The 19,956-nt window shown below is 50.2% G+C and carries 19 protein-coding genes; 3 read left to right on the forward strand and 16 right to left on the reverse strand.

Going from position 1 to position 19,956, the window contains the following annotated elements; translation table 11 throughout:
* Window position 1: 1 nt before the first annotated feature.
* The 9 genes from BLQ59_RS10905 to cpaB form a co-directional block, all read right to left on the reverse strand.
* Window positions 2-1,003 carry a type II secretion system F family protein gene (locus BLQ59_RS10905; protein WP_081342539.1) on the reverse strand — a complete coding sequence of 334 codons (1,002 nt, stop codon included), beginning with the start codon at window positions 1,001-1,003 and terminating at the stop codon, window positions 2-4.
* Complete coding sequence (locus BLQ59_RS10910; protein ID WP_371118288.1) at window positions 1,003-2,532, reverse strand: TadA family conjugal transfer-associated ATPase; 1,530 nt, start codon at window positions 2,530-2,532, stop codon at window positions 1,003-1,005. The genes BLQ59_RS10905 and BLQ59_RS10910 overlap by 1 nt, the downstream gene beginning before the upstream one ends.
* Before the next feature lie 30 nt (window positions 2,533-2,562).
* Complete coding sequence (locus BLQ59_RS10915; RefSeq protein ID WP_218122898.1) at window positions 2,563-3,021, reverse strand: TadE family protein; 459 nt, start codon at window positions 3,019-3,021, stop codon at window positions 2,563-2,565.
* Between the two features lie 90 nt (window positions 3,022-3,111).
* Complete coding sequence (locus BLQ59_RS10920) at window positions 3,112-3,315, reverse strand: Flp family type IVb pilin (RefSeq protein ID WP_074572926.1); 204 nt, start codon at window positions 3,313-3,315, stop codon at window positions 3,112-3,114.
* A 38-nt stretch (window positions 3,316-3,353) separates the two neighbouring features.
* Window positions 3,354-4,313, reverse strand: coding sequence for a type II secretion system F family protein (locus tag BLQ59_RS10925; protein ID WP_074572927.1), 960 nt, complete (start codon window positions 4,311-4,313; stop codon window positions 3,354-3,356).
* Between the two features lie 6 nt (window positions 4,314-4,319).
* Complete coding sequence (locus tag BLQ59_RS10930; RefSeq protein ID WP_081342541.1) at window positions 4,320-5,426, reverse strand: CpaE/TadZ family protein; 1,107 nt, start codon at window positions 5,424-5,426, stop codon at window positions 4,320-4,322.
* Between the two features lie 16 nt (window positions 5,427-5,442).
* A complete protein-coding gene (locus tag BLQ59_RS10935; protein ID WP_074572928.1) occupies window positions 5,443-6,294 on the reverse strand; it encodes a CpaE/TadZ family protein in 852 nt (283 codons plus the stop codon).
* 42 nt (window positions 6,295-6,336) lie between these two features.
* Entirely contained in the window at window positions 6,337-7,890 is a 1,554-nt protein-coding gene (locus tag BLQ59_RS10940; RefSeq protein ID WP_143005341.1) for a type II and III secretion system protein family protein, read from the reverse strand.
* 11 nt (window positions 7,891-7,901) lie between these two features.
* Window positions 7,902-8,828, reverse strand: coding sequence for a Flp pilus assembly protein CpaB (gene cpaB / locus BLQ59_RS10945; RefSeq protein ID WP_074572930.1), 927 nt, complete (start codon window positions 8,826-8,828; stop codon window positions 7,902-7,904).
* A 295-nt stretch (window positions 8,829-9,123) separates the two neighbouring features.
* On the opposite strand from cpaB, the gene BLQ59_RS10950 reads away from it, so the two are divergent.
* Complete coding sequence (locus BLQ59_RS10950; RefSeq protein ID WP_074572931.1) at window positions 9,124-10,716, forward strand: sensor domain-containing diguanylate cyclase; 1,593 nt, start codon at window positions 9,124-9,126, stop codon at window positions 10,714-10,716.
* A gap of 40 nt (window positions 10,717-10,756) precedes the next feature.
* Here the strand turns inward: BLQ59_RS10950 and BLQ59_RS10955 are convergent, their stop codons facing one another.
* Entirely contained in the window at window positions 10,757-11,665 is a 909-nt protein-coding gene (locus BLQ59_RS10955) for a Ppx/GppA phosphatase family protein (protein ID WP_074572932.1), read from the reverse strand.
* A 25-nt stretch (window positions 11,666-11,690) separates the two neighbouring features.
* Window positions 11,691-12,686 carry a pyridoxal-phosphate dependent enzyme gene (locus tag BLQ59_RS10960; RefSeq protein WP_074572933.1) on the reverse strand — a complete coding sequence of 332 codons (996 nt, stop codon included), beginning with the start codon at window positions 12,684-12,686 and terminating at the stop codon, window positions 11,691-11,693.
* 288 nt (window positions 12,687-12,974) lie between these two features.
* On the opposite strand from BLQ59_RS10960, the gene BLQ59_RS10965 reads away from it, so the two are divergent.
* Window positions 12,975-13,571, forward strand: coding sequence for an AAA family ATPase (locus BLQ59_RS10965; protein ID WP_074572934.1), 597 nt, complete (start codon window positions 12,975-12,977; stop codon window positions 13,569-13,571).
* 41 nt (window positions 13,572-13,612) lie between these two features.
* Here BLQ59_RS10965 and htpX read toward each other — a convergent pair whose 3' ends face one another.
* Both htpX and BLQ59_RS10975 read right to left on the reverse strand, forming a co-directional pair.
* A complete protein-coding gene (gene htpX / locus BLQ59_RS10970) occupies window positions 13,613-14,461 on the reverse strand; it encodes a zinc metalloprotease HtpX (protein WP_074572935.1) in 849 nt (282 codons plus the stop codon).
* A complete protein-coding gene (locus BLQ59_RS10975) occupies window positions 14,454-15,173 on the reverse strand; it encodes a TerC family protein (protein WP_074572936.1) in 720 nt (239 codons plus the stop codon). The genes htpX and BLQ59_RS10975 overlap by 8 nt, the downstream gene beginning before the upstream one ends.
* 576 nt (window positions 15,174-15,749) lie before the next feature.
* On the opposite strand from BLQ59_RS10975, the gene BLQ59_RS10980 reads away from it, so the two are divergent.
* On the forward strand, window positions 15,750-15,983 hold the full coding sequence (locus BLQ59_RS10980; RefSeq protein WP_041914204.1) for a hypothetical protein: 234 nt from the start codon (window positions 15,750-15,752) through the stop codon (window positions 15,981-15,983).
* 81 nt (window positions 15,984-16,064) lie between these two features.
* On the opposite strand, the gene BLQ59_RS10985 is transcribed toward BLQ59_RS10980, so the two are convergent.
* The 3 genes from BLQ59_RS10985 to BLQ59_RS16045 form a co-directional block, all read right to left on the reverse strand.
* The gene (locus tag BLQ59_RS10985; protein WP_074572937.1) at window positions 16,065-17,510 is read right to left on the reverse strand and encodes a glycoside hydrolase family 32 protein; all 1,446 of its coding nucleotides are present in this window, start codon (window positions 17,508-17,510) and stop codon (window positions 16,065-16,067) included.
* A 51-nt stretch (window positions 17,511-17,561) separates the two neighbouring features.
* A complete protein-coding gene (locus BLQ59_RS10990) occupies window positions 17,562-19,403 on the reverse strand; it encodes a glucose PTS transporter subunit IIA (RefSeq protein ID WP_074572938.1) in 1,842 nt (613 codons plus the stop codon).
* 351 nt (window positions 19,404-19,754) lie between these two features.
* Window positions 19,755-19,956: hypothetical protein (locus BLQ59_RS16045; protein WP_176756792.1), on the reverse strand; the 202-nt coding region annotated here is incomplete at its 5' end.

The raw sequence follows: 19,956 nt of genomic DNA on the forward strand, positions 1-19,956 counted from the left end.
CCTATTTTGCCAACGATTTGAGTAACGTCAAGGCTGAGGGTAACACAACCATGACAAAAATCGAGGGAAAGATAAACAGGATAAGCGGGAAGATAATCTTTACCGGCGCCTTGAGCGCTAGGGCCCGCACTTCCTGACGATGACGGTCACGCATATTGTCCGCCTGATTTTTCAAGTTTTTCGACATGCTGGTCCCCAAATGCTCGGATTGGATAACTGAGGCGGTAAATAAGTAAACCTCATCCACATCACAGCGTCTGGCCAACTGGGTAAGCGTCCGCTGCCGATTCATCCCCAGTCCCATATCCCGCAGCATCCGCTGGAATTCATCCGGCAAGGGGCCTTTCATCCGCTGGACGATTTTGGCGACTGCTCCATCAAAGGAAAGACCCGCCTGCACGCTGACACTCAGGAAGTCCAAAAACTCCGGCAGCTGCTTTTTGATTGCTGCCTTGCGGCGTCGGATAGCAGATTGCAGCAACAGGAAAGGAATCACAGCCCCTAAAAGCAGTCCCAGACCTACTATGGCAATTTTCTGCGTCAACTGGAAGGGACGAAAATAAATCACCAATAGCGAAATAATCCCCCCCAAGGCCACGGCCAGTACCCAGCCAGCCGCCAGACGGTTTACTCCCCATTTTTCCTGTACGCCCAGATGCATCAGCATATCTTCCAGGACATTACGCAATTCGCGGGGAGCAAAATGCATCAGCCATGTTTCGATATCTGTAGTCACAGGCTTTATGATGCGTTCATAAAAAGATTTATCCCGCATGGCATGAAAGTCAGCCTGCCGGCGTTCCTGCAACGAAACAACAGTTTCCTGAACTGGCGTCTTTATCTTCTGCTGTTTTGCCGCCGCCCGCTGTGCTTCTGCCTGTGCAATCATCTTTTCCAGCTTCTGCTGTGTCTTCATCTGCGGCATGTGTGCCGAATAATAGAGCAGGAACAAGACCAGCATAAATAACATTGTCACCAGAAGAGCTGTCAAAAAAATCATCATCAGCCCTCCTTTCCATAACTGTTCGAGAAGATATCCCGCGGCAAATTCACACCATTGATGCGGAATTTCTCCATAAAGGATGGCTGCAGGCCCGTGGACTCAAAATGACCAACGGATTTTCCATCTTCATTAATGTAATCCTGCACATAGCGGAACAAATCCTGCAGGATGATGGTATCGCCTTCCATGCCCTGTACTTCCGTAATATGAGTAATTTTCCGGCTGCCATCCATAATACGGGATTGATGGATAATGATATTGATTGCCGAGGATATCTGCGTGCGAACTGCCCGCACCGGCAGTTCCATCCCGGCCATCAAGGTCATGGTCTCCAGGCGGGATAATACATCCCGCGGGCTGTTGGCATGGGCTGTGGTCAAAGAACCGTCATGACCGGTATTCATGGCCTGCAGCATATCGAGAGCCTCACCGGAACGAACCTCGCCAACAATGATGCGGTCAGGACGCATACGCAGGGCGTTACGCACCAGATCACGGATGGTCACAGCCCCTGTGCCTTCGATATTGGCAGGACGCGCTTCCAAAGTTACGACATGCCGCTGCTGCAGATGCAGTTCTGCCGCATCCTCAATAGTGACAATACGCTCCGTAGAAGGAATAAAGGAGGACAGGACATTCAGCGTCGTTGTCTTGCCTGAACCGGTACCACCGGAAACCAATATATTGAGACGCGCTCTTACACAGCCTTCCAAAAAGACTGCCATGGCCTCATTCATCGTACCGAACTCCATCAAACTCTCGACGGACAAAGCCCGCTGGGAAAATTTGCGGATGGTCATGACCGGACCGACCAGCGACAGTGGCGGGATGATGATATTGACACGGGAGCCATCTGCCAGACGGGCATCAACCAAAGGCGAGGACTCATCCACACGCCGCCCTAACGGCGCCAGGATACGCTCGATGATGTTCATCAAATGGGTTTCATCGTAAAAATGTGTATCCGAAAGCAGCAGCTTGCCAGCCCGCTCCACAAACACATCCTGTGGCCCATTCACCATGATTTCTGTAATGGATGCATCCTTCAGCAAAGGTTCCAACGGCCCTAAGCCCAGCAATTCATCACAGATATCATCTACCAGTACCATGCGTTCAGCCCGGGAAAGACTGTAGGTATTGCTCGCCATCTCCCGTTCCACATAAGAAGCAATCAGGTTCTTGATCTGCTCCTGCGCTTCTTTTCCCTGAGAAATCAACTGCTGTTCCGCCACCGTAATCTCATCCACAAGACGACGATGAATAGCCATCCGCAGTTCCTGCATCTGGTCAACCTGCACAATAGCCGAACGCCGACCGGCAAACGAGGATGCCATCTGCTGTTGGGCGAAGTGGCTGACATCAGGCATACTGGAATAAGTGTTTTGTTCTTCCTGCTGTTGCTGCAATGCAGAAAAACTGCTCCTGCCGTTAGTCTCCTGACCACGCTCACTCTGCGCCTGTTCACCACGGCTGCCTACTTCTTTGATTGCTTGTTCCTTTGTTCTTCCCAAACGCTTTAAGAGCGACATAATCTTCCCACCTTAGCTTCCACTAACCTGTCAATTGTCATCTTCAAGGTCTTTTTCGATTGGCATAGTACACTGCAAAGGCCCTAAACGTTCCGGCAGAACAGATACATCCTCAGCTAAATTAAGAACCACCGAAACTTCCACAAATCTCATTTTCGTCGTATTACCTGAATTATTGTCACCGTTTTCGTTCCCCGCAATCTCCTCCTCAATCAGACGGGCTGAAAAATGCGGTTCATACAAATTCGTTAAAGGATTGGCATATTGCGCAATTGTCCCTGCCGAATTATTGGAAAGGCCCGTAATCAGCGCCTGCCGTCTGTCCTTGTCCTGAATGGCAATATCCCTTGCGGCCTCCCGCACAGCAGTACTGTACTGCAGATAATCCGCATAGGCACAGCCGCCATAGATCATGCCGAGAATCATGAGGAGAAATAACGGAACGATCAGACAGAATTCCACCAGAGACTGCCCTTTTTCGTTATTCACATTCACCATCATCGCCTCCTCAAAAATCTGCACTAGAGCGAAGAAAGAGCTTCCAGCAACACAGAAGCTCTTTCCCCTTACATAGATTGATCATTCATTGTTAGGATTCGCATTATTGATTGCCCCTGCAGTATCACCAAACAGATCACGTACTGCCTGTCCAATAGCAGTATTCTCTCCTAATGCAAATACAACCAGCGCAACTACAAATGCTAAGATCAAAGCATACTCCACTACGCCCTGACCTTTCTCGCCCAATCTGGCCCAGATATACTCAAACTGATACTTCAACATCTTAATTACCCCCTTCTTAATCTATATGAATACCTCTATTATGCGTCTACATCGACAATCCGCTGGATGACAATATAGCCGATAATCTCTAAGATCAGAGAACCAATAAGCGCTATACGACCAACTGGGTGATTGATCAGAATCATCAGCTGCGAGGGCTTGAATATATAGAGAAATAACGCCATTGCAAATGGCAATAAAATCAAAACCCAGGCTGACATGCGTCCCTGTGCCGTCAATGCATAAATCTCGCGTTTCATGCGGATGCGTTCCTGAATCGTATCACCGATGTTGTCGAGAATCTGCGCCAGATTGCCGCCGACTTCCCGCTGAATCAACACCGCAGATACCACAAGATCCAAATCTGCACTCTCCACCCGCCGGCACATGGCTTCCAACGCCGCATCCAAAGGCACGCTCATGGAAACCTCCCGGGAAACCTGCGCGAACTCATCGCTGATGGGCGGCTCCATATCACGAGCCACCACATCCACAGCCTGCTGAAAACTGAAGCCCGCCCGCAGGGCATTGGCGACAGTAGTCAGGCAATCACCGAGCTGTTCGGTAAAGGCATTACGCCGGCGATAGAATCGCCAGGATACTACAATCCATAGGCCTGCAGCCGTAAGGCCACCAAACAGAACAGCCATCCCGCGGGAAAGCGTCAGCATCAGGGTAACCACACCAACGGCTACAGCACTGCCTACTAATAGCACTAAGAATTCGCCGCCAAGCAAGGGAATTCCTGCCTGCCGCATGCGAAAATCCAATGCCGGTACCGGCCCGCGCTCCGCGATAGGTGCCGCCAAACGGCTCAGGATATTACGCATCCGTTCCATGAAATAAGGCTGCTCGATAACCTGTCCGCCCTTGATGATCCGATGGCGGCGCAGACGGAAAAAAATATTATTGCGGCGCAAATGCTGAATATAGATCATAAACAGGAGGCTCAAGACAAACGCCGCTAAAGCCGCCACTAAGGCTGCCAGGATAATCATTCAGCCTCACCTCCTGCCGCTGACCATTTCATCAGCAAAATCCGCCACAGCCTGTACAAAAGGTGTCCGCTCCGGCAAATCCTTCATCAGCCTGCCACTGCCCGTGACCTCAGCAATCCGCCGTTCCACCGGCAGTATCTTCGTCACAGGGCGCCCCAGCTCACTTTCCAGCTTCTTCTGATGGTCAGATGTGCAATTCTGCACATTCGTGAACATCGTATAGACTTTCTTGCCGTAATTATCCCACATATGAAACATCTTCAACGAACGTTTCACATGCCGTACCTCCTGACCACTGCTCGTCATCGAAACCATGATATCCGTATCGGCGCACTCAGCCAGTGCCAACGAAATCGGATTGAAACCTGCCGGCAAATCCAACAGCACATAACGGAATAAGCACCCTGCCATTTTCACTACATCTATCAGCTGGTCTGTTTCCACTAGTTCAGCGTGCTCCGGCTGCAGGGAACCGCCCATAATCCAGACATTATTTCCCAGCGAATGAAAATATCCTTCCAGCGTTGCCGGTGTCAACAGCCGGATATCATGGGCAGCCTCCACCACGTTGCGCTCCGTCACGGCATCGAAGAACATCGCTACATCACCGAACTGCAAGTCCGCATCGATTACAGCGACAGCCTCACCGCTTTTCTTCGCCAGCTCAATAGCCATGACCGTTGCTAAAGTTGTTCGCCCCGAATGCCCCTTGGGACTGAAGAAAGCTATGGTTCTGGTCGGCAAGGCCTTCCCCCTTCGCCGGTAGATAGACAAGGCGCCTAATATTTCTGTAATGCTGAACGGCTTGATGATACAGCCACAGCCTCCTGCAGAGATAACTCGTTCCGCCCGGTCAGGCTTCCAGTTCTCCATCAGGCCGATAATCTGCGCCTGTGGATATTCCCGGACAAAATTGCCAATCAGTTCCACTGCTCTGGGATCATCCACATCAATCAGAAACAGATTGGGGCGAAATACACTGCTCTGCCCTAAAGCCATATCCGCATCACGATAAGTAGAAGCCAGGTCAAACGAATCATCGGCCTTCAAGGTCCCTGCCATATGAGACAACATATCTACATTACGCTCTACGAGAATCACGCGATAATTCACATTCAGCCACCTGCCCTCACTTCATATTCTGTGCCGTTTTCCAGCCTCTGCCATTGAGCAGCCAGGAAAGTACCCCCTTCTTATTCTGTTTTTCATGTTTCGAAGGGAAAGTCACCCTGTTCTTATTGGTATAACGGTCCACCAGCTGCCCATAACTCTGCGTCAACGGTGATAATGGCACGGAATACATCAGTGGACGCCCCATGCGGATGGAATGCGTTACTGCCTGATAATCATAAGGCAGGCGATGGAAAAACTTCGTTCCCAACAGACGTTCCACATCCTGATATTTGATATAGCGGTCCGAATCAGCCTGATTTTCCACCAGACAGATCTTGCGTTCCTCATAGGCAAAACGCAGGAGCGTATCATAACCGACTTTGTAATTCTTTACCGCCGGCAAAAAGTCCATGACACCAACAAAGTTGATGACGGTACTCATATCCAGCATCGCCAGATTCAAGGCACTGAACACCGCCGTCAAATCCAACACGATGAAATTGAAACCTTTCATCGAACCAATGATCTTCTCTACAGCTTCCACGCTGACCTGATAAGCATCATTGATTTCCCGCGGTGGCGGCAGTACGGCAAAGGAAGCCTCACCACAGTTATACTCGGTCAGATAGTCATCAATGCGGAAATTCTTCTCATCACGCAAAATGGCCCGCTGAGCATCAGCTAATGTCACATCGCAGACCATGTCCAAATACCCCAGGACATCACCGAACTGCAGATCCAGATCTACCAAACAGGTCCGATAACCTTCATCTGCCAGCCCGGCAGCCAGATTAATAGCCGTAACAGTCTTGCCGCTGCCGGAGGAAGTGCTGAAAACAGCAATAATGATACTTCTAATTCCTTCCATATCATTAACCACTCCTTCTCACCAAATGCCTTGCTCCTGCACTTATTTCTGCGGCAGGATATCACGATTCAGGTATTTTCCCAACACTGAATCCGCAGACATTTCGGCAGCCACATCTTTTGCATCTTCTTTTGCCTGTACAGCTGATTCCGTCTTCTCCGTCACAGCCTCTTTGCTAGCTTTTTCATGTTTTTCCGGCAGGCTCTCATTGAGATCCACTTTATTCATATCTGCCCTTTCCTTGCGGCCCTGCTGATACATCTTACGCATATCATCAGACATTTCCGCAGTCGAGGACGATTCCTCATCCACCAGACGTGGCGTAACCAGAATGATCAGTTCCTGCTTATCCTTGTTATGGGACGTATATTTGAAAAACTCACCGATAACCGGTATATCGCCCAGGAAGGGGAATTTGCGCACAGTCTTATAATCACGGGAATCCATCAGGCCGCCAATGACCATGGTCGAACCGGAAGATACCGTAACCACGGCATCCGCCCGCCGCCGGTCCAGGATGGGCAGCTTATCTACCGTCTCACCATTTGGCATGCTGACCTCGGTATGAATGGCGGAAACGATACGGTTCTCGGCATCCACCACCGGTTTGAACTGCAGGATGATACCATAATCCTTGAACGAGGTCGTAGGATTGCCATTGCTGTCCCGGATCGTATAGGGAATCTGACCGCCCACCTGGATTACAGCCTCTTCGCCGCTCAGTGTTGTAATGCTTGGCCGGGACAGAATCTTGGCTTTGTTCTGATTGATTAAAGCCCGCAGCGCCACATTGATGCCGCTGTGATGTTCCGTCAGCCATTTCCAGGGATTGTTGCCGAATCTCGTCCCCCCGGAACCATAAGACTGACCGCCATAAAAGATGCCCGGCGACCCCAGCAGATCTGAACCGGATGATGAACCATAGACAAAGCCCAAATCCTTATTCTCCGTAGGATTGATGGCGATAACCTGTGCCTCCAGCTTGATCTGCGAAGGATGGCGCATATGCAGGAGGTCTATGACGGCACCGGCTGTACTGCCAATGTTCCCCCCTACCGCAGTGCGCGCATTGTTCTCCTCGTTGGAACTCTGCGTGGTCATACGCATATTGGCATTACTGCCGACACTCAGATTCTCATCCTTATCAGTTCCCTTGATGAATAGCTGTGCCGTACGCACGGCATAATTGCGTTCATACTGATTCTCTACCGTACCGCTCAAAAGAATCTTGCCATCGACCATCTTCACCCGAACTCCCGGTAGATTTATGGCCTCCTGAATCACTTTGGCCTGTCCTACATCCTCAGGGGACACGCCCACGATATATTCATAACGGGAACCATCAGCCGTCCAAATGAATAAAGTCGTTGTGCCCGACTTATGCCCTACCAGCAGGAATTCCGTACGCGAAGACGGTATCTGCACGATATTGGCAACATTCGGATCACCGACAGCCACACGGGTAATAGCAGATGGCATGGATACATAGCGGGAACTATGCACCCCTACCGATAGCAGATCTGAAGCCGCAGCCGAACTCCATAGACAGCAGCCTGTGATAATACTGGTAAGCGTTCCAAGAATTTTTCTATTCAAGCTGTCCACCTTCAATTCGTAATAATTTTGTCTCCCTGAATGATTTCATAGCCTGCGGACGGCCTCGGTGCCGCTGGCGCTCTGGCAGGCGCCGGAGCCGGAGCCGATACCGGTGCACGATAGCTTGGTGCTGGTGCGCTATTGGCAGCTGTGGAAGCCTTCAATACTTCATTTCCCTTGCTGGAATTTATCGTATAAGTATTCAGGAAATTTCCCGTATCTTGTGTATGGAAGGGACGCAGGGCCAGATAGATCTCGCCGATAGCTGCTGCCGATACCAATTGCAGCATATCGTCAGGCTGCAGGGCCAAAGTCGCCGTAGCGGGCTTGGCCTTCGTCTTGTTGTTTTTATCGCCATCCTTATCACTGTTGGTACTCTGGTTGATGCCCAACAGCAATACATCCTTGAGCAGGAACCGACTCGTAGCCCCCTGACTGCCTTTTTCCACGAGGATTACATCCACATAATCGCCTGGCTTGGCCAATCCGGCTACACCGGTAATCTCACTGACACCGACAGACACGGCCCGGCAGTTCTCCGGAATCTCGCCGACAAACCCTGTCTTATTCTTGTCCGTCACCAATTTGGATAAGGTGACGACATCACCCGCATAGATCATCGACGCCGCCGGCTGTCCCACGACATCCTGCATACTCATGACCGCCCCTCTGGGGATAGCATCATTGGGAACTTCCTTCATTTCCAGCATCTCTGACTGGATTACGGTCCGGGCTGGTATATCATCCTTGGCCACGACCACCTGTGTTGTAACGGCCTGCGTTATTGGTACGTTTTTTGTCACCGCCTCCTCATGATGAGCCAGACCTGTCAAAGCAAGGTAAACGGTCAAAAACATCACTACCGCAGTTCCCCCTGCCAGCAACAACAACTGCTTGGGCTGTAAATCGTTCAGTACATCCATCAGCTTGGAAAACATGGGCATCACCTTCACATCTTCAGATTTTTCATACTCCCAGACTCAAGTAAATTGTCTGTATTCTTGCAATAATAATAACCTTTACTTTTTCTTTTATTATATCACCGGCATTTTCTTGACGCAATAACTTTGTCTTCTCAGATTACTCATTTGTTTATTTTCTGTCTATTTTTTTTCAGATTTTATTCATTTTTCAATTTTATCCGTAGAAAAAAAATGCTGATAGGTTTATAATGGATATAATGTTATAACTATCAAAATTATCAGGTAATCATAGCAAAAGAGGTGCAAAGGAATGAGCAAAAAGAGTATAAAAAACAAATTATTCCTGATTTTTACCCTTATGGGCATGATTCCCCTTCTGGCGGTGCTTTTCTATGGCGGTCTGCGGCTGGCAGCCCATGCGGAAAATCACGCTAAGACTTCCGGCTGGCTGCGCAATGCCATCGTCAACGAACATCTGAACTACAGCCTGCAGAATAACTTCTACGTCCTGCGGACATTGGCGGCGGCCAAACCGGTCATCAATTACCTGAAAACCCCCAATGCGGCGGATGAGGCGATCATCCATGAAATGTTACGGAACAACGACGAGATCTTTCATGACAACAATCTCACGGTCGTCACCAACGCCGCCGGCCAACAGTTAGTACGCAGCGATAATGAACCTTTAGTCAACGTGACACAGCGCCATCATTTCCAGATGGCAATGGCGGGCAAGGAATATGTCTCGGACGTCATTGTCAGCATGTCCACCAGCAAGAAGATCGTCGTGCTGGAAGTCCCCATCTTCGATGAACAGCATAACCCCATCGGCATGCTGCAGCGCAATCTGAACCTCGAGAATCTCGAAGAATTCATTCAGGCTCAGGCCGATGAAAACACCGCCGTTATCATCATGGACCAGGAGAACCAGGTTATCGCCCATTCGGACACGTCTGCTGTCGGCACAGATGATACAGATTATTACAAGAAGATCATCCGCATCATGGATAGTGACAATGGTGTTGGCAAAGTCAAACTCAATGACCACAATACTTTCGTCACCTGTTCTCACAATCAGTTGACCAATTGGAGCGTAGCAACGGTTCAACCTGCCAGTGCGGTCTACAGATCCGTCAATAACGAAGTTATCCAAGCCGGTATTATCGGCCTGCTGCTGTTGCTGCTGGTCAGCCTGATGTCCCATTTCCTGGCCAACCGCATTACCGTCCCCATCCGGAAGATCTGCCAGGTGGTTACGGACCTGGTAAAGGGCAGCAACGACATCAGTAAACTGGAAATTCTCTCGGAAGACGAACTGGGAGAAATGGCTACAGCTATCAATGAGATGCGCTTCATGCGCGACAACATGAGGCAGGAAGCCGAACGCGATGAACTGACAAGCCTGTGCAGCCGGACTGCTGTGGAAAGCAATTGCCGCCAGCGCCTGCAGGAATATGAGGAATCCTTTGCCCCTGGCATGCTGGCCATCTTCCTGATCGACCTTGATAACTTCAAGAAAGCCACCAAGGATGAAGGCCATCAGCACGGTAACCGCATCCTGCAGAATTTTGCCAACGGCTTGAAAGATATCTTCCGTGCTTATGACTGCGTAGGCCGTCTGGAAGGTGATGAATTCGTCGTCATCATCGACCATCAGACGGATCTGACCATCATCAAGCGCAAGGCTGCCGAAATCAATAAGATGGCCCGCGAACTCACCATCGGTGGCGAGAACGTTGGCATCACCGCCAGCATCGGCATTGCCATCGCTCCGCAGAATGGCAAGACCTTCAATCACCTGCTCCATGCAGCTGATCTCGCCCTGTTCACCGCCAAGGAAAAAGGCCGCGACTGCTACGAGATTGCAGGCGAAGAAGATGGCGAATTCGACAATTTGAAATAAAACCAACAAAACAGAGGCTGTGCAGGCACAGCCTCTGTTTTTATTTACCGATTATCTGATCGTATATATAGCCTTCCCGAACCCCCGAATCGCTATAGGTTATCCAGTGACTCTGGAATCGTCTGGCCAGTACATTGGCAATGACCAGGCCGGGAATGATGGTCTGTATCCGTTCAGGAACTGACCGCATCAAGGCTACGGTCATTTCCTGCGTCAGCCCCAGATCCGTCACGAAGGTACTGATGAGCGTGCGGATGTTTTTGGTTTCCAGCCGCCGGTTGGCAGCGGGCAGATTAAACAATTCATTATTTAGGGCGCAAGCCCCTTTGAATGTTCCCCCAATGCCGACGATTTCCGCCTCGCAGACATTGAGGAAATCCTCAGCGGCACCGATAGTCGCTTCTGCTTCGCCATACATTTCCGTACACTCGCTCATCGTTGGCAGGATGGAACTGACGTATTTCTTGGCAAACCCCAACGAGCCGATGGGCAGGCTGGTCTTATGCACGATCTGTCGCTCGCTGTAGGTGACGATTTCCGTGCTGCCGCCGCCGATGTCAATCAGCAGCCCAGATGCATTGTTCAAACTGTGCGTGGCACCGATAAAGTCAAAGGTAGCCTCTTCATCACCGCTGATCACCCGTATCTTGATGCCTGTGCGCTGCTCGATCTCACCCACAGCCTCCCGGCTGTTCCTGGCATTGCGCAAAGCCGCCGTGGTAAAGGCAGCCACCTTCGTTATCTTGAAACAGTGCAGGAGCTTCTTGTATTCCTGCAGGATCTCCACCGCCCGCTCGATGCCTTCCGGCTGCATGATGCCATCTTCCACGTAGGAAGCCAGCCCCACGGTATGTTTCCGTTTCATCAGCTGTTCAAAATGACCGCCTTCGATGAGGTAGACCGCCAGGCGTATGGTGTTGGAACCGATATCGATTATCCCGTGCAGCATAGGACTTCTCCTCATAGCAACGTCATCAACGCTTCAGGCCGCTGCCCGTCATGGGGATAACTACCTTATAGTTATCCGGCTTGCCGCCCGCAAAGAATTTCTCGGCACCAGCCAAAGCGGCAGCCGAAGTCAGCTCCACATAGACGCCCTTGGTGCCCAGGAATTTCTTGGCCTTGAGGATTTCCGCATCCTCCACGGTCACTACATCCCCGCCGGTCTGCTTGAGGATCTCGAGCATGGTCGTAATGCGTTTTGGACGTTCGATGCGGATAGCATGGGCAATCGTGGTCTTTTTCGGCTGTTCATCCACGACCTTGAAAGCCTCATAGAGCGGTGCACACTTGCTGCTCTGCACGGCTACGAAATGCGGCAGGCGTCCCAGTTCCATGAAGCCTAAATAAAGGCCAATCATCATGGTGCCATTGCCTACCGGCATAAAGACATATTCCGGAATCTTGTTGCCCAGCTGCTTATACATTTCCTTGGCCATGGAGCGCATGCCTTCAAAGAACAGCGGATTGTATACATGGGAAGCATAGTAGGCATCGCCGAGATTCTTCTTTACAGCAGCGCAAGCACTCATACGGCCATTGGGAATCTTGACGATCTTGGCCCCATAGGCCTCGATCTGCTTATTCATTTCCGGGGAAATATCATCCGGTACATAGACCGTACATTCGATCCCCGCGGCGGCTGCATAGGCAGCGATGGAGGCACCGGCATTGCCTGCCGAGTCCAGCGCGATCTTCTTGATGCCCAGATGATGGATTTCATTGATCAGCGTATGCGCCCCACGGTCCTTGAACGAACCGGTCGGCTGCAGATTTTCCAGTTTCAGCAACACATCCAGCTTACCAACTTTTAACGGCAAGAGCGGCGTTTCCACTTCCCCCAAAGTGATCTCGCCATGCACCTCATCCATCGGATCTTTATGCAGGCGGAACATTCCCCCGCACTCACACATATAAGAATGCGTGTTCAACGGATACGGCTTCTTACATTTCTCACAATAGAAATACATTGTGAACCCCTCCCAGAAATTGCTCAAATTCTTGCTATATCTATGGTTGAATACTAATTTATATATTCGCCATCGTTTTCCGAAACCCTCCTTTCCCAGTCATTTTCCACAAATTTACAGAAATTGCATTTTTTCTCTTGAAATGAATAGGCAAGTGTTGTATTATAAAAGAGGGAGAACAACGACATCTAGTATGTTGTTGTAGGCAGAAGGTATAGAGGCGGCAAAAGCGGGAACGTTCGGTAGTTCCCGCTTTTGTGTTTTCTATGACAAAAAGGACGTATAAAGATGGAAAACAAGATTTACGCACTGATGGGTGCGCAAGCTTCCGGCAAGGCCACCATGGCCGCCGAACTAAAAAAAATGGGGATACATTTTATTCCGGTCTACACCACACAGGATTTCAGCGAACAAAAAACCAACCGTTTCCAGATCAAACGGGAGGATTTATATATAACCGTCAGCCGGGAGGAATTTTCCCAGCTGGATCTGGTTGTGGAATTCACCCATAAAGGTGAATCTTATGGCTATAAGAAAGACGATATCTTAAATGCCCTGCGGGATCATACCATCAGCGTGTTGATCCTGGAGATCACAGGACTCAAACCTATGAGCAAGCTGATCAAAAAGAAATTGGCCACTATCTTCCTGATGGTGGATTATGTAACCCTGGTTGACCGCCTGTTGCGGCAGGGCTACAACAACAACGAAATAAAATATCACCTGCAATATGCGGAAAACAACAAGGAATTCGACCTATGGAAGATATGCACCCATATCATCCGCAATACCTGCGAAAAAGAAACGGCCCTGATCCAGATTCTGGCTATCATGGGACTTACTGCACCGCTGCCACAGGCAGAATTTGATAAGCTGACAAAATAAGAAAAGCCTTCCCTTTTGGGAAGGCTTTTCTTTTGCTTATCTTAGCGTCCATTAGCCTGAGCACGCAGTCTGGCAATGCGTTCGCTGGTTTCCGGATGTGTGCTGAAGAGCTTCTTCATCGAAGACATGGCCCCGGAGAAGGGGTTGATGATGAACATATGGGCTGTAGCCGGCGTGGCATCACTCATCTGACGCCCGTTCACCGCATAATATTCGATTTTTTCGAGGGCATCAGCCAGATAGTTGGCATTGCCGCAGATTTCGGCGCCATCATGGTCAGCCTCATATTCACGGGAACGAGAAATAGCCATCTGAATCAGGCTGGCTGCCAGCGGTGCCAGGATCACGGCCACCAGTCCTGCAATCGGATTACCTCCTTCGTCATCATCACTACGTCCGCCAAAGAGGGCAAAGAACTGTACGCCATAGGAAATGACCGTAGCCATCATGGCGGCAATCGTCCCCGTCAGAATATCACGGTTCTTGACATGCGCCAGTTCATGACCGAGCACGCCAGAGAGCTCATTGTAATCCAGCGTGCGCATGATGCCTGTAGTCACAGCCACTGCCGCATGCGAAGGATTACGGCCTGTAGCAAAAGCATTCGGTACTTCAGACTCAATAATACAGACCTTCGGCATGGGAAGCTGGGCATTGGCAGCCAGATTCTCCACCAGGCCATAGAGCTGCGGAGCTTCATTCCGGCTCACTTCCCGGGCATTGTACATCTTGAGTACCATGCTGTCGCTGAACCAATACGAAAAGGCATTCATGCCCAGCGAAATCATCAGCATAATCATCATACCACTTTTGCCGCCCACCAGACCGCCGACAAAAATCATCATTGCACACAAGAGCACCATCAGCATCAAAGTTTTTAAGTTATTCATGTTCCGTCACTCCCATTTTCATTTCCTTTTTGTATTTTTGGTTGAGGTAATAACCGATCCCCAGCACTAAAGCTACAAAGAGCACTTTGAGTGCCAGCGCGTAATCCACAAGATACATGCCCAGTCCTTTATCCGCCGTCATCAGTTCTGCTGCTGTCCAGCCTAAGATGGCTGCGCCTGCATAGATAAGAGCAGGGACTTTCTGCATCAGCTTGAGAAAAATCTGCGCCCCGCAGAGCACAATGGGGATAGATATGAGCAGCCCCACGATGATCAGGCTCCATTTACCCTCCGGCACGGTATTGGCCACACCGGCCAGCGACAGGATATTGTCAATGCTCATGATGAAATCAGCAATCAGAATCGTACGCACTGCCGCCCCAAAATTTGCCGGAGCCTCACCTTCCTCACTGTTTTCCTTATGGTCGGTAACCAGCTTCACAGCGATATAGAGCAGTGCCGCACCGCCAATAAATTCGATATAGGGCGCTGCCAGCACGCTGGTGGCAAATAATGTACAGACGATACGAATGAACACTGCGCCAAAGCCACCGATAAAGATGGCTTTTTTCTTGTTATGCTCCGGCAGATTCTTGCAGGCCAGGGCAATCAGTATCGCATTATCCCCGGACAGCAGGATATCCAGCAGCAGAATTCCGGATAATGCCGCAAACCATTCGGGACTGAACATCCCTGCAAAGATATTTTCCATTTCTAACCTTCCAACTCCTTCTTTATTGTACAAAAAAGACCTTGCCTTACAGATAACTTGAAAAAGCTCCTGCAAGACAAGGTCTCGCTTACTAACTAATCATAGCCGGCCATACCGGGTGCCCTGCACCGTATTGACGATATCTGGCCGTTCAGCTACTCCCCTTGTTCGGGATACCTATAGTGTACCATAAGCTGGAAAAAAGTCAATACTTTTCCGCATCAACTATAACAAATAACTTTAGTATATATTTCATTTTATGACTGATTATAATTGTTTATATGACTAACTAACAAAAAATCCTGCAAAAAACGCTAAAAACCATCAAAAACGGGCGAGATTGTTACGTAAACCCCCATCACTGGAAATAATTCCACTTAAATTGGGACTTTTGGGGAATATTGGTAACTTTTGGTACTTCACAATCGTCATATCTTAGTGTATACTGTATATTGAGTTGTTGAAGAATACTCTATTCCTTTGCTTCGCTAACAACAAGGAATGCATAAGCAGCCGTCCCTGATAATCCCCAATAGGCAGCTTATGCGGTGTTTTATTTGTTGGAGGTGTTTCCCCATGATAGTCGATAACGTCCGCGTTATTATCGAGAACGGAACATTTTCAGCGGAAGATGCGCAGTATTATATCAACCGGATCAAGAAGACCTCAAAATTTTCCCTGAAGAAGGTCATCTTCAATCGGACTGATGCGTATTTAGACATTCGTTATTCGTTTGAGTCAATCCCCTTCGACCGAATTAGACGAATTCCACTGAAAGAAACGTTCGAAGATCGCGCAGTAAACAACTGACGTACGGCTTCCCCAGCCGTTTTCTGACAGGAATAAGCCCCTGAAACCAATGGTTTCAGGGGCTTATTCCTTTTTCTTTTCTCAGGCGTTGAATCTGAAGCTGTCCAACTCCCAAATCTTGCCGCTCAGGGACTTAAGCTCACCATCTGCTGCAATGGTGATTTCCGGGCGAATATTCTTTTCGGGGAACACCAGGATGCTGGCTGCTTCCTCACCATGCTGGAAGAATATTTCCACAGCCGTCTTATCCACGAAAATCTGCAGAGACAGGTTTTCATCGGCAAAAAGCTTGAAGCGCCGCACGCCCCGGCCGCCTTTTTTCATCTCATTGCGGTCAATGGACATAACCTGTTCCTTGCGGTCATAGATAAAACGCAATTTCTCCGTGCCATAAGCCAGCGTGGTTACGATTTCCTTGCTCTCACCGAGGTCCATATCCAGCAGGATCTCAGAACCCTCAAACAAGGGCCGGCTGATTTCCTTGATATCCTCTGCTTCCAGTTCCACAGCCGTTTCGGCAATGCGCAGGTCCTTCAGCTCGCGGGCCGGGCGGGAATAGATATGGCCCTGACGCAGCCGCAGTTCGCGGGGCATGGTCAGGCTGTACTGCCAACCCAATTCCGCCGTCGGATATTCACTATCCTTGTCCGGCATCCCCATCCAGCCAATCAGGATCTGCCGGCCTTCATGCGTGAGCACCTGCGGTGCATAGAAGTCAAAACCGCGGTCGAGTTCCTGGAATTTCGTATGCTGCATCATATCCATGCTGTCCAGAGACAGATGACCGGCGATATAACCAGCCTGATAGATATTCTGCCGGTCAAACTCCCTGGCCTCCAAGCCCTGCGGGCAGAAGATCAGCACATCATAACTGCCGAACTGCACGAGATTGGGACATTCCCACATATAGCCGAAATCGCCCAAACGGTTCTTTACCTCGCCCAGATTCTTCCAGCCTTCAGCTGTCTCCTCATAAATCAGTACGGTTCCCTTTTCATCGGCCTCCCGCTGGGCTCCGATCACAAAGTAGCGCTTACCCCGGCGGGTAAAAAGGTAAGGATCACGGAAATGACCGGTGATGCCTTCCGGATGGTCGGGAACGATGATTTCTTCCTTCTCGACCTTATCGCCCTTCAAGCTGCCGAAGCGCTGGGCCGGAATGCGCACGCCGTCTTCCTTGCGGTTGCAGGTGTAGAGCACACGCAGACGCCCATCCTCCACCGTGCCGCAGCCGGAGTAACAGCCATCCTTGTCATGCACATCGTCCGGCCAGAGTGCCAGTTCCGGCAGGCTGTAATGGACAAAATCCCGCGTAGCCGTATGGGCCCAGCATTTATTCTTATGCTCGCATCCCAGCGGGTTCCACTGATAGAAGATATGGAATTTCCCATCATGATAAGCCATTCCATTGGGATCATTGATCAGGCCAAAGGGCATTTCCAGATGAAAGCGGTTATGCCAGCGATGTTCCAAGGGGAAAGTTTCCTTTAATTTCGCATCGATTTCCTGTTTATTGAAATTTTCCATGGGATTCACCTTCCTTTGTAAAAAAGGGGAAGGCATAGCCTTCCCCTAACTTTATTCTTCCGGTTTGAACAGCGTGAAGGTCAAAGCAAACGCTATACCAAAACCGATCAGGTTTACAATTATATATTCGAGCAGATGGTCAAGATAGAGGAGCGTACCCGGCAGAACCGTGATCCCCATACCCGTACCTGCCAGATGCAGGAAGCTAGCCACACCGCCAGCACAGGCACCGCCTACGAGAGCGTAGAGGAACGGCTTCATGAAGCGCAGGTTGATACCGAAGATAGCCGGTTCCGTGATGCCCAGGAAAGCTGGTACAGCGGAGGAAATGTAGAGTGCGCGTTTCTTCGGGTCCTGAGTCTTCATGGCAACGGCTACAGCCGCACCGCCCTGGGCTACGATAGCACCCGTGATGATGGCATTGAAGGGATCGACGCCCGTGGTAGCCAGCAGCTGCACTTCGAGGGCGTTGAACACATGGTGTACACCGAATACTACGATAACCTGCTGCAAACCGCCGACGATGAAACCGCCGATCCCCATCGGCATCTGCAGGAAGGCGGAAACCGCACCGAAGATCGTCGTCTCGAGCGCATGCATGATGGGCCCGATGATCAGGATACCGAGGATCATGGAAATGAACAGGGTAACAAACGGCGTAACGATCAGATCAATGATATCAGGAACAACGGATTTGAGTGCCTTCTGCAGCTTGGCAGCAAAGATACCGAGCACCAATGCCGGCAGTACAGAACCCTGATAGCCGACGATACCGATGGTCATACCAAAGACTTCCATGGGAATGGGCTTCACATCACCGCCAGCAACAGCCCAGGCATTCGGCAGCTGCGGACCGACCAGCATCAGGCCAAGGACCAGGCCGATAACCGGTGTGCCGCCGAAGCGTTTCATCGTGGACCAGCAAACGAGTGCCGGCAGGAAGATGAAGGCCGTATCCGTCAGGATCTGGCTAAGCAGCAGCACATTGGGGCTGAACTCCGCGCCCAGGCTCTGCGCAGCACCGCGCAGGCCCATGAAGAGACCGGTTGCCACGAGTACGGGGATAATCGGTACGAATACGTCACCGAGCGTACGGGAAATCTTCTGCAGCGGCGTCATCTGAGCATACGCTTCTTCCTTATTGCTCGTACCGGAGAAGGTCGTACCCTTGGTGAATTCCGCAAAGACCTTATCCACAAAGCCCGTGCCCAGGATAATCTGATACTGGGCAGCGGCAAAGAACTGTCCCTTTACGCCATCGATGTTTTCAATGGCCTTTTCGTCGATCTTGGATTTATCGTTAATGATCAGGCGCAGGCGCGTAGCGCAGTGTTCAGCGTTGCGCACGTTGTCCATGCCGCCCACATATTTCTCGATCAGCTTGGCTACGCGGGCTTCCTTCGGCAGGTCAGCGTATTCATCATCAGCCGTAACCGTTTCAGCCTTAGCTTCAGCCTGCGCAGATACGATTTCCTTGTCGCCCAGCGCAATCGTGATTTTCTCGAACTCACTGGAATTGGTTACAACGAACGGCGTCGTAACATCATAGCCGGCAGCCTTGATTGCCTCGGCATCGAATTCCAGCAGCAGCTGGCCTTTTTTGACGGCTGCGCCCTGTTCCACATGTGCCGTGAAATGCTCGCCATTCAATTTGACCGTGTCCAGACCAACATGAATCAGCAGGTCTTCGCCATTCACACCATGAATGCCGATGGCATGCTTCGTTTCGAAGAATACCGTAACTTCACCATCAACCGGTGCATAAACCTTGCCTTCCGGGTTCTTCACTGCCGCACCAAAGCCCATGGCCCCGCTGGCAAAAGCCGGATCGTTTACCTTAGACAGCTCTACCAGCTCACCATTGAGCGGGCTGTCCAAACGAATTTCCTTCATCGGAAAAGCCTCCTTCTATTAATTCGCGCTTCTAAGAATAAATCCTGTAAAGAATCTGTATGAAACCAATTTCATATTTACAGTCTACAAGCTTTCTCCTGCTTTGTCAAGATTAAACTTGCAAAAATCCGTCAAAATCGGTCAAAAGTCCCTTTCTTTACCGTTGCCAAAAGATAATACCTGCATTCACACATATAAATTGCAGTTTGTCAATGCGAGCTTAATCTAAATCTGTTACAGCGTAGTGGGGCGGAGGCGGGGATACTTCTTCGCCGCTTCACTAAATGACCCGCCAGCAATAGTGCGTACTGTTTTAGTTACCTGCGCCGGGCAGGCCGGCGGCGCGTATATTCAGCTCAGTTTCCAGTAACAACGGTTTGCGGGCCAGCCTTCACTTCGTTCAGGCAGTCGTTCCGTCGGCGAATAAGCATCCCCGCCTCCACCCAAAGCTTCGTTTGTGTCTGCAGATATGTTCCGGCTGGAAGCCGCAATTACATCGATGTTCTTGTTATGGGAGCAACGGTTCGTGCTGATTGTCAATTCCGTTTCTTGG

Origin of the sequence: Pseudoselenomonas ruminantium (assembly GCF_900104055.1) — a bacterium.
GTDB lineage: Bacteria > Bacillota > Negativicutes > Selenomonadales > Selenomonadaceae > Selenomonas_A > Selenomonas_A ruminantium_C.

Excerpts from the sequence above, each read along its gene's own strand:
- BLQ59_RS10905 (WP_081342539.1), bottom strand. The coding sequence starts at position 1,003 with ATGATGATTTTTTTGACAGCTCTTCTGGTGACAATGTTATTTATGCTG.
- BLQ59_RS10910 (WP_371118288.1), bottom strand. The coding sequence starts at position 2,532 with ATGTCGCTCTTAAAGCGTTTGGGAAGAACAAAGGAACAAGCAATCAAA.
- BLQ59_RS10920 (WP_074572926.1), bottom strand. The coding sequence starts at position 3,315 with ATGTTGAAGTATCAGTTTGAGTATATCTGGGCCAGATTGGGCGAGAAA.
- BLQ59_RS10925 (WP_074572927.1), bottom strand. The coding sequence starts at position 4,313 with ATGATTATCCTGGCAGCCTTAGTGGCGGCTTTAGCGGCGTTTGTCTTG.
- BLQ59_RS10935 (WP_074572928.1), bottom strand. The coding sequence starts at position 6,294 with ATGGAAGGAATTAGAAGTATCATTATTGCTGTTTTCAGCACTTCCTCC.
- cpaB (WP_074572930.1), bottom strand. The coding sequence starts at position 8,828 with ATGTTTTCCAAGCTGATGGATGTACTGAACGATTTACAGCCCAAGCAG.
- BLQ59_RS10950 (WP_074572931.1), top strand. The coding sequence starts at position 9,124 with ATGAGCAAAAAGAGTATAAAAAACAAATTATTCCTGATTTTTACCCTT.
- BLQ59_RS10955 (WP_074572932.1), bottom strand. The coding sequence starts at position 11,665 with ATGCTGCACGGGATAATCGATATCGGTTCCAACACCATACGCCTGGCG.
- BLQ59_RS10960 (WP_074572933.1), bottom strand. The coding sequence starts at position 12,686 with ATGTATTTCTATTGTGAGAAATGTAAGAAGCCGTATCCGTTGAACACG.
- BLQ59_RS10965 (WP_074572934.1), top strand. The coding sequence starts at position 12,975 with ATGGAAAACAAGATTTACGCACTGATGGGTGCGCAAGCTTCCGGCAAG.
- htpX (WP_074572935.1), bottom strand. The coding sequence starts at position 14,461 with ATGAATAACTTAAAAACTTTGATGCTGATGGTGCTCTTGTGTGCAATG.
- BLQ59_RS10975 (WP_074572936.1), bottom strand. The coding sequence starts at position 15,173 with ATGGAAAATATCTTTGCAGGGATGTTCAGTCCCGAATGGTTTGCGGCA.
- BLQ59_RS10980 (WP_041914204.1), top strand. The coding sequence starts at position 15,750 with ATGATAGTCGATAACGTCCGCGTTATTATCGAGAACGGAACATTTTCA.
- BLQ59_RS10985 (WP_074572937.1), bottom strand. The coding sequence starts at position 17,510 with ATGGAAAATTTCAATAAACAGGAAATCGATGCGAAATTAAAGGAAACT.
- BLQ59_RS10990 (WP_074572938.1), bottom strand. The coding sequence starts at position 19,403 with ATGAAGGAAATTCGTTTGGACAGCCCGCTCAATGGTGAGCTGGTAGAG.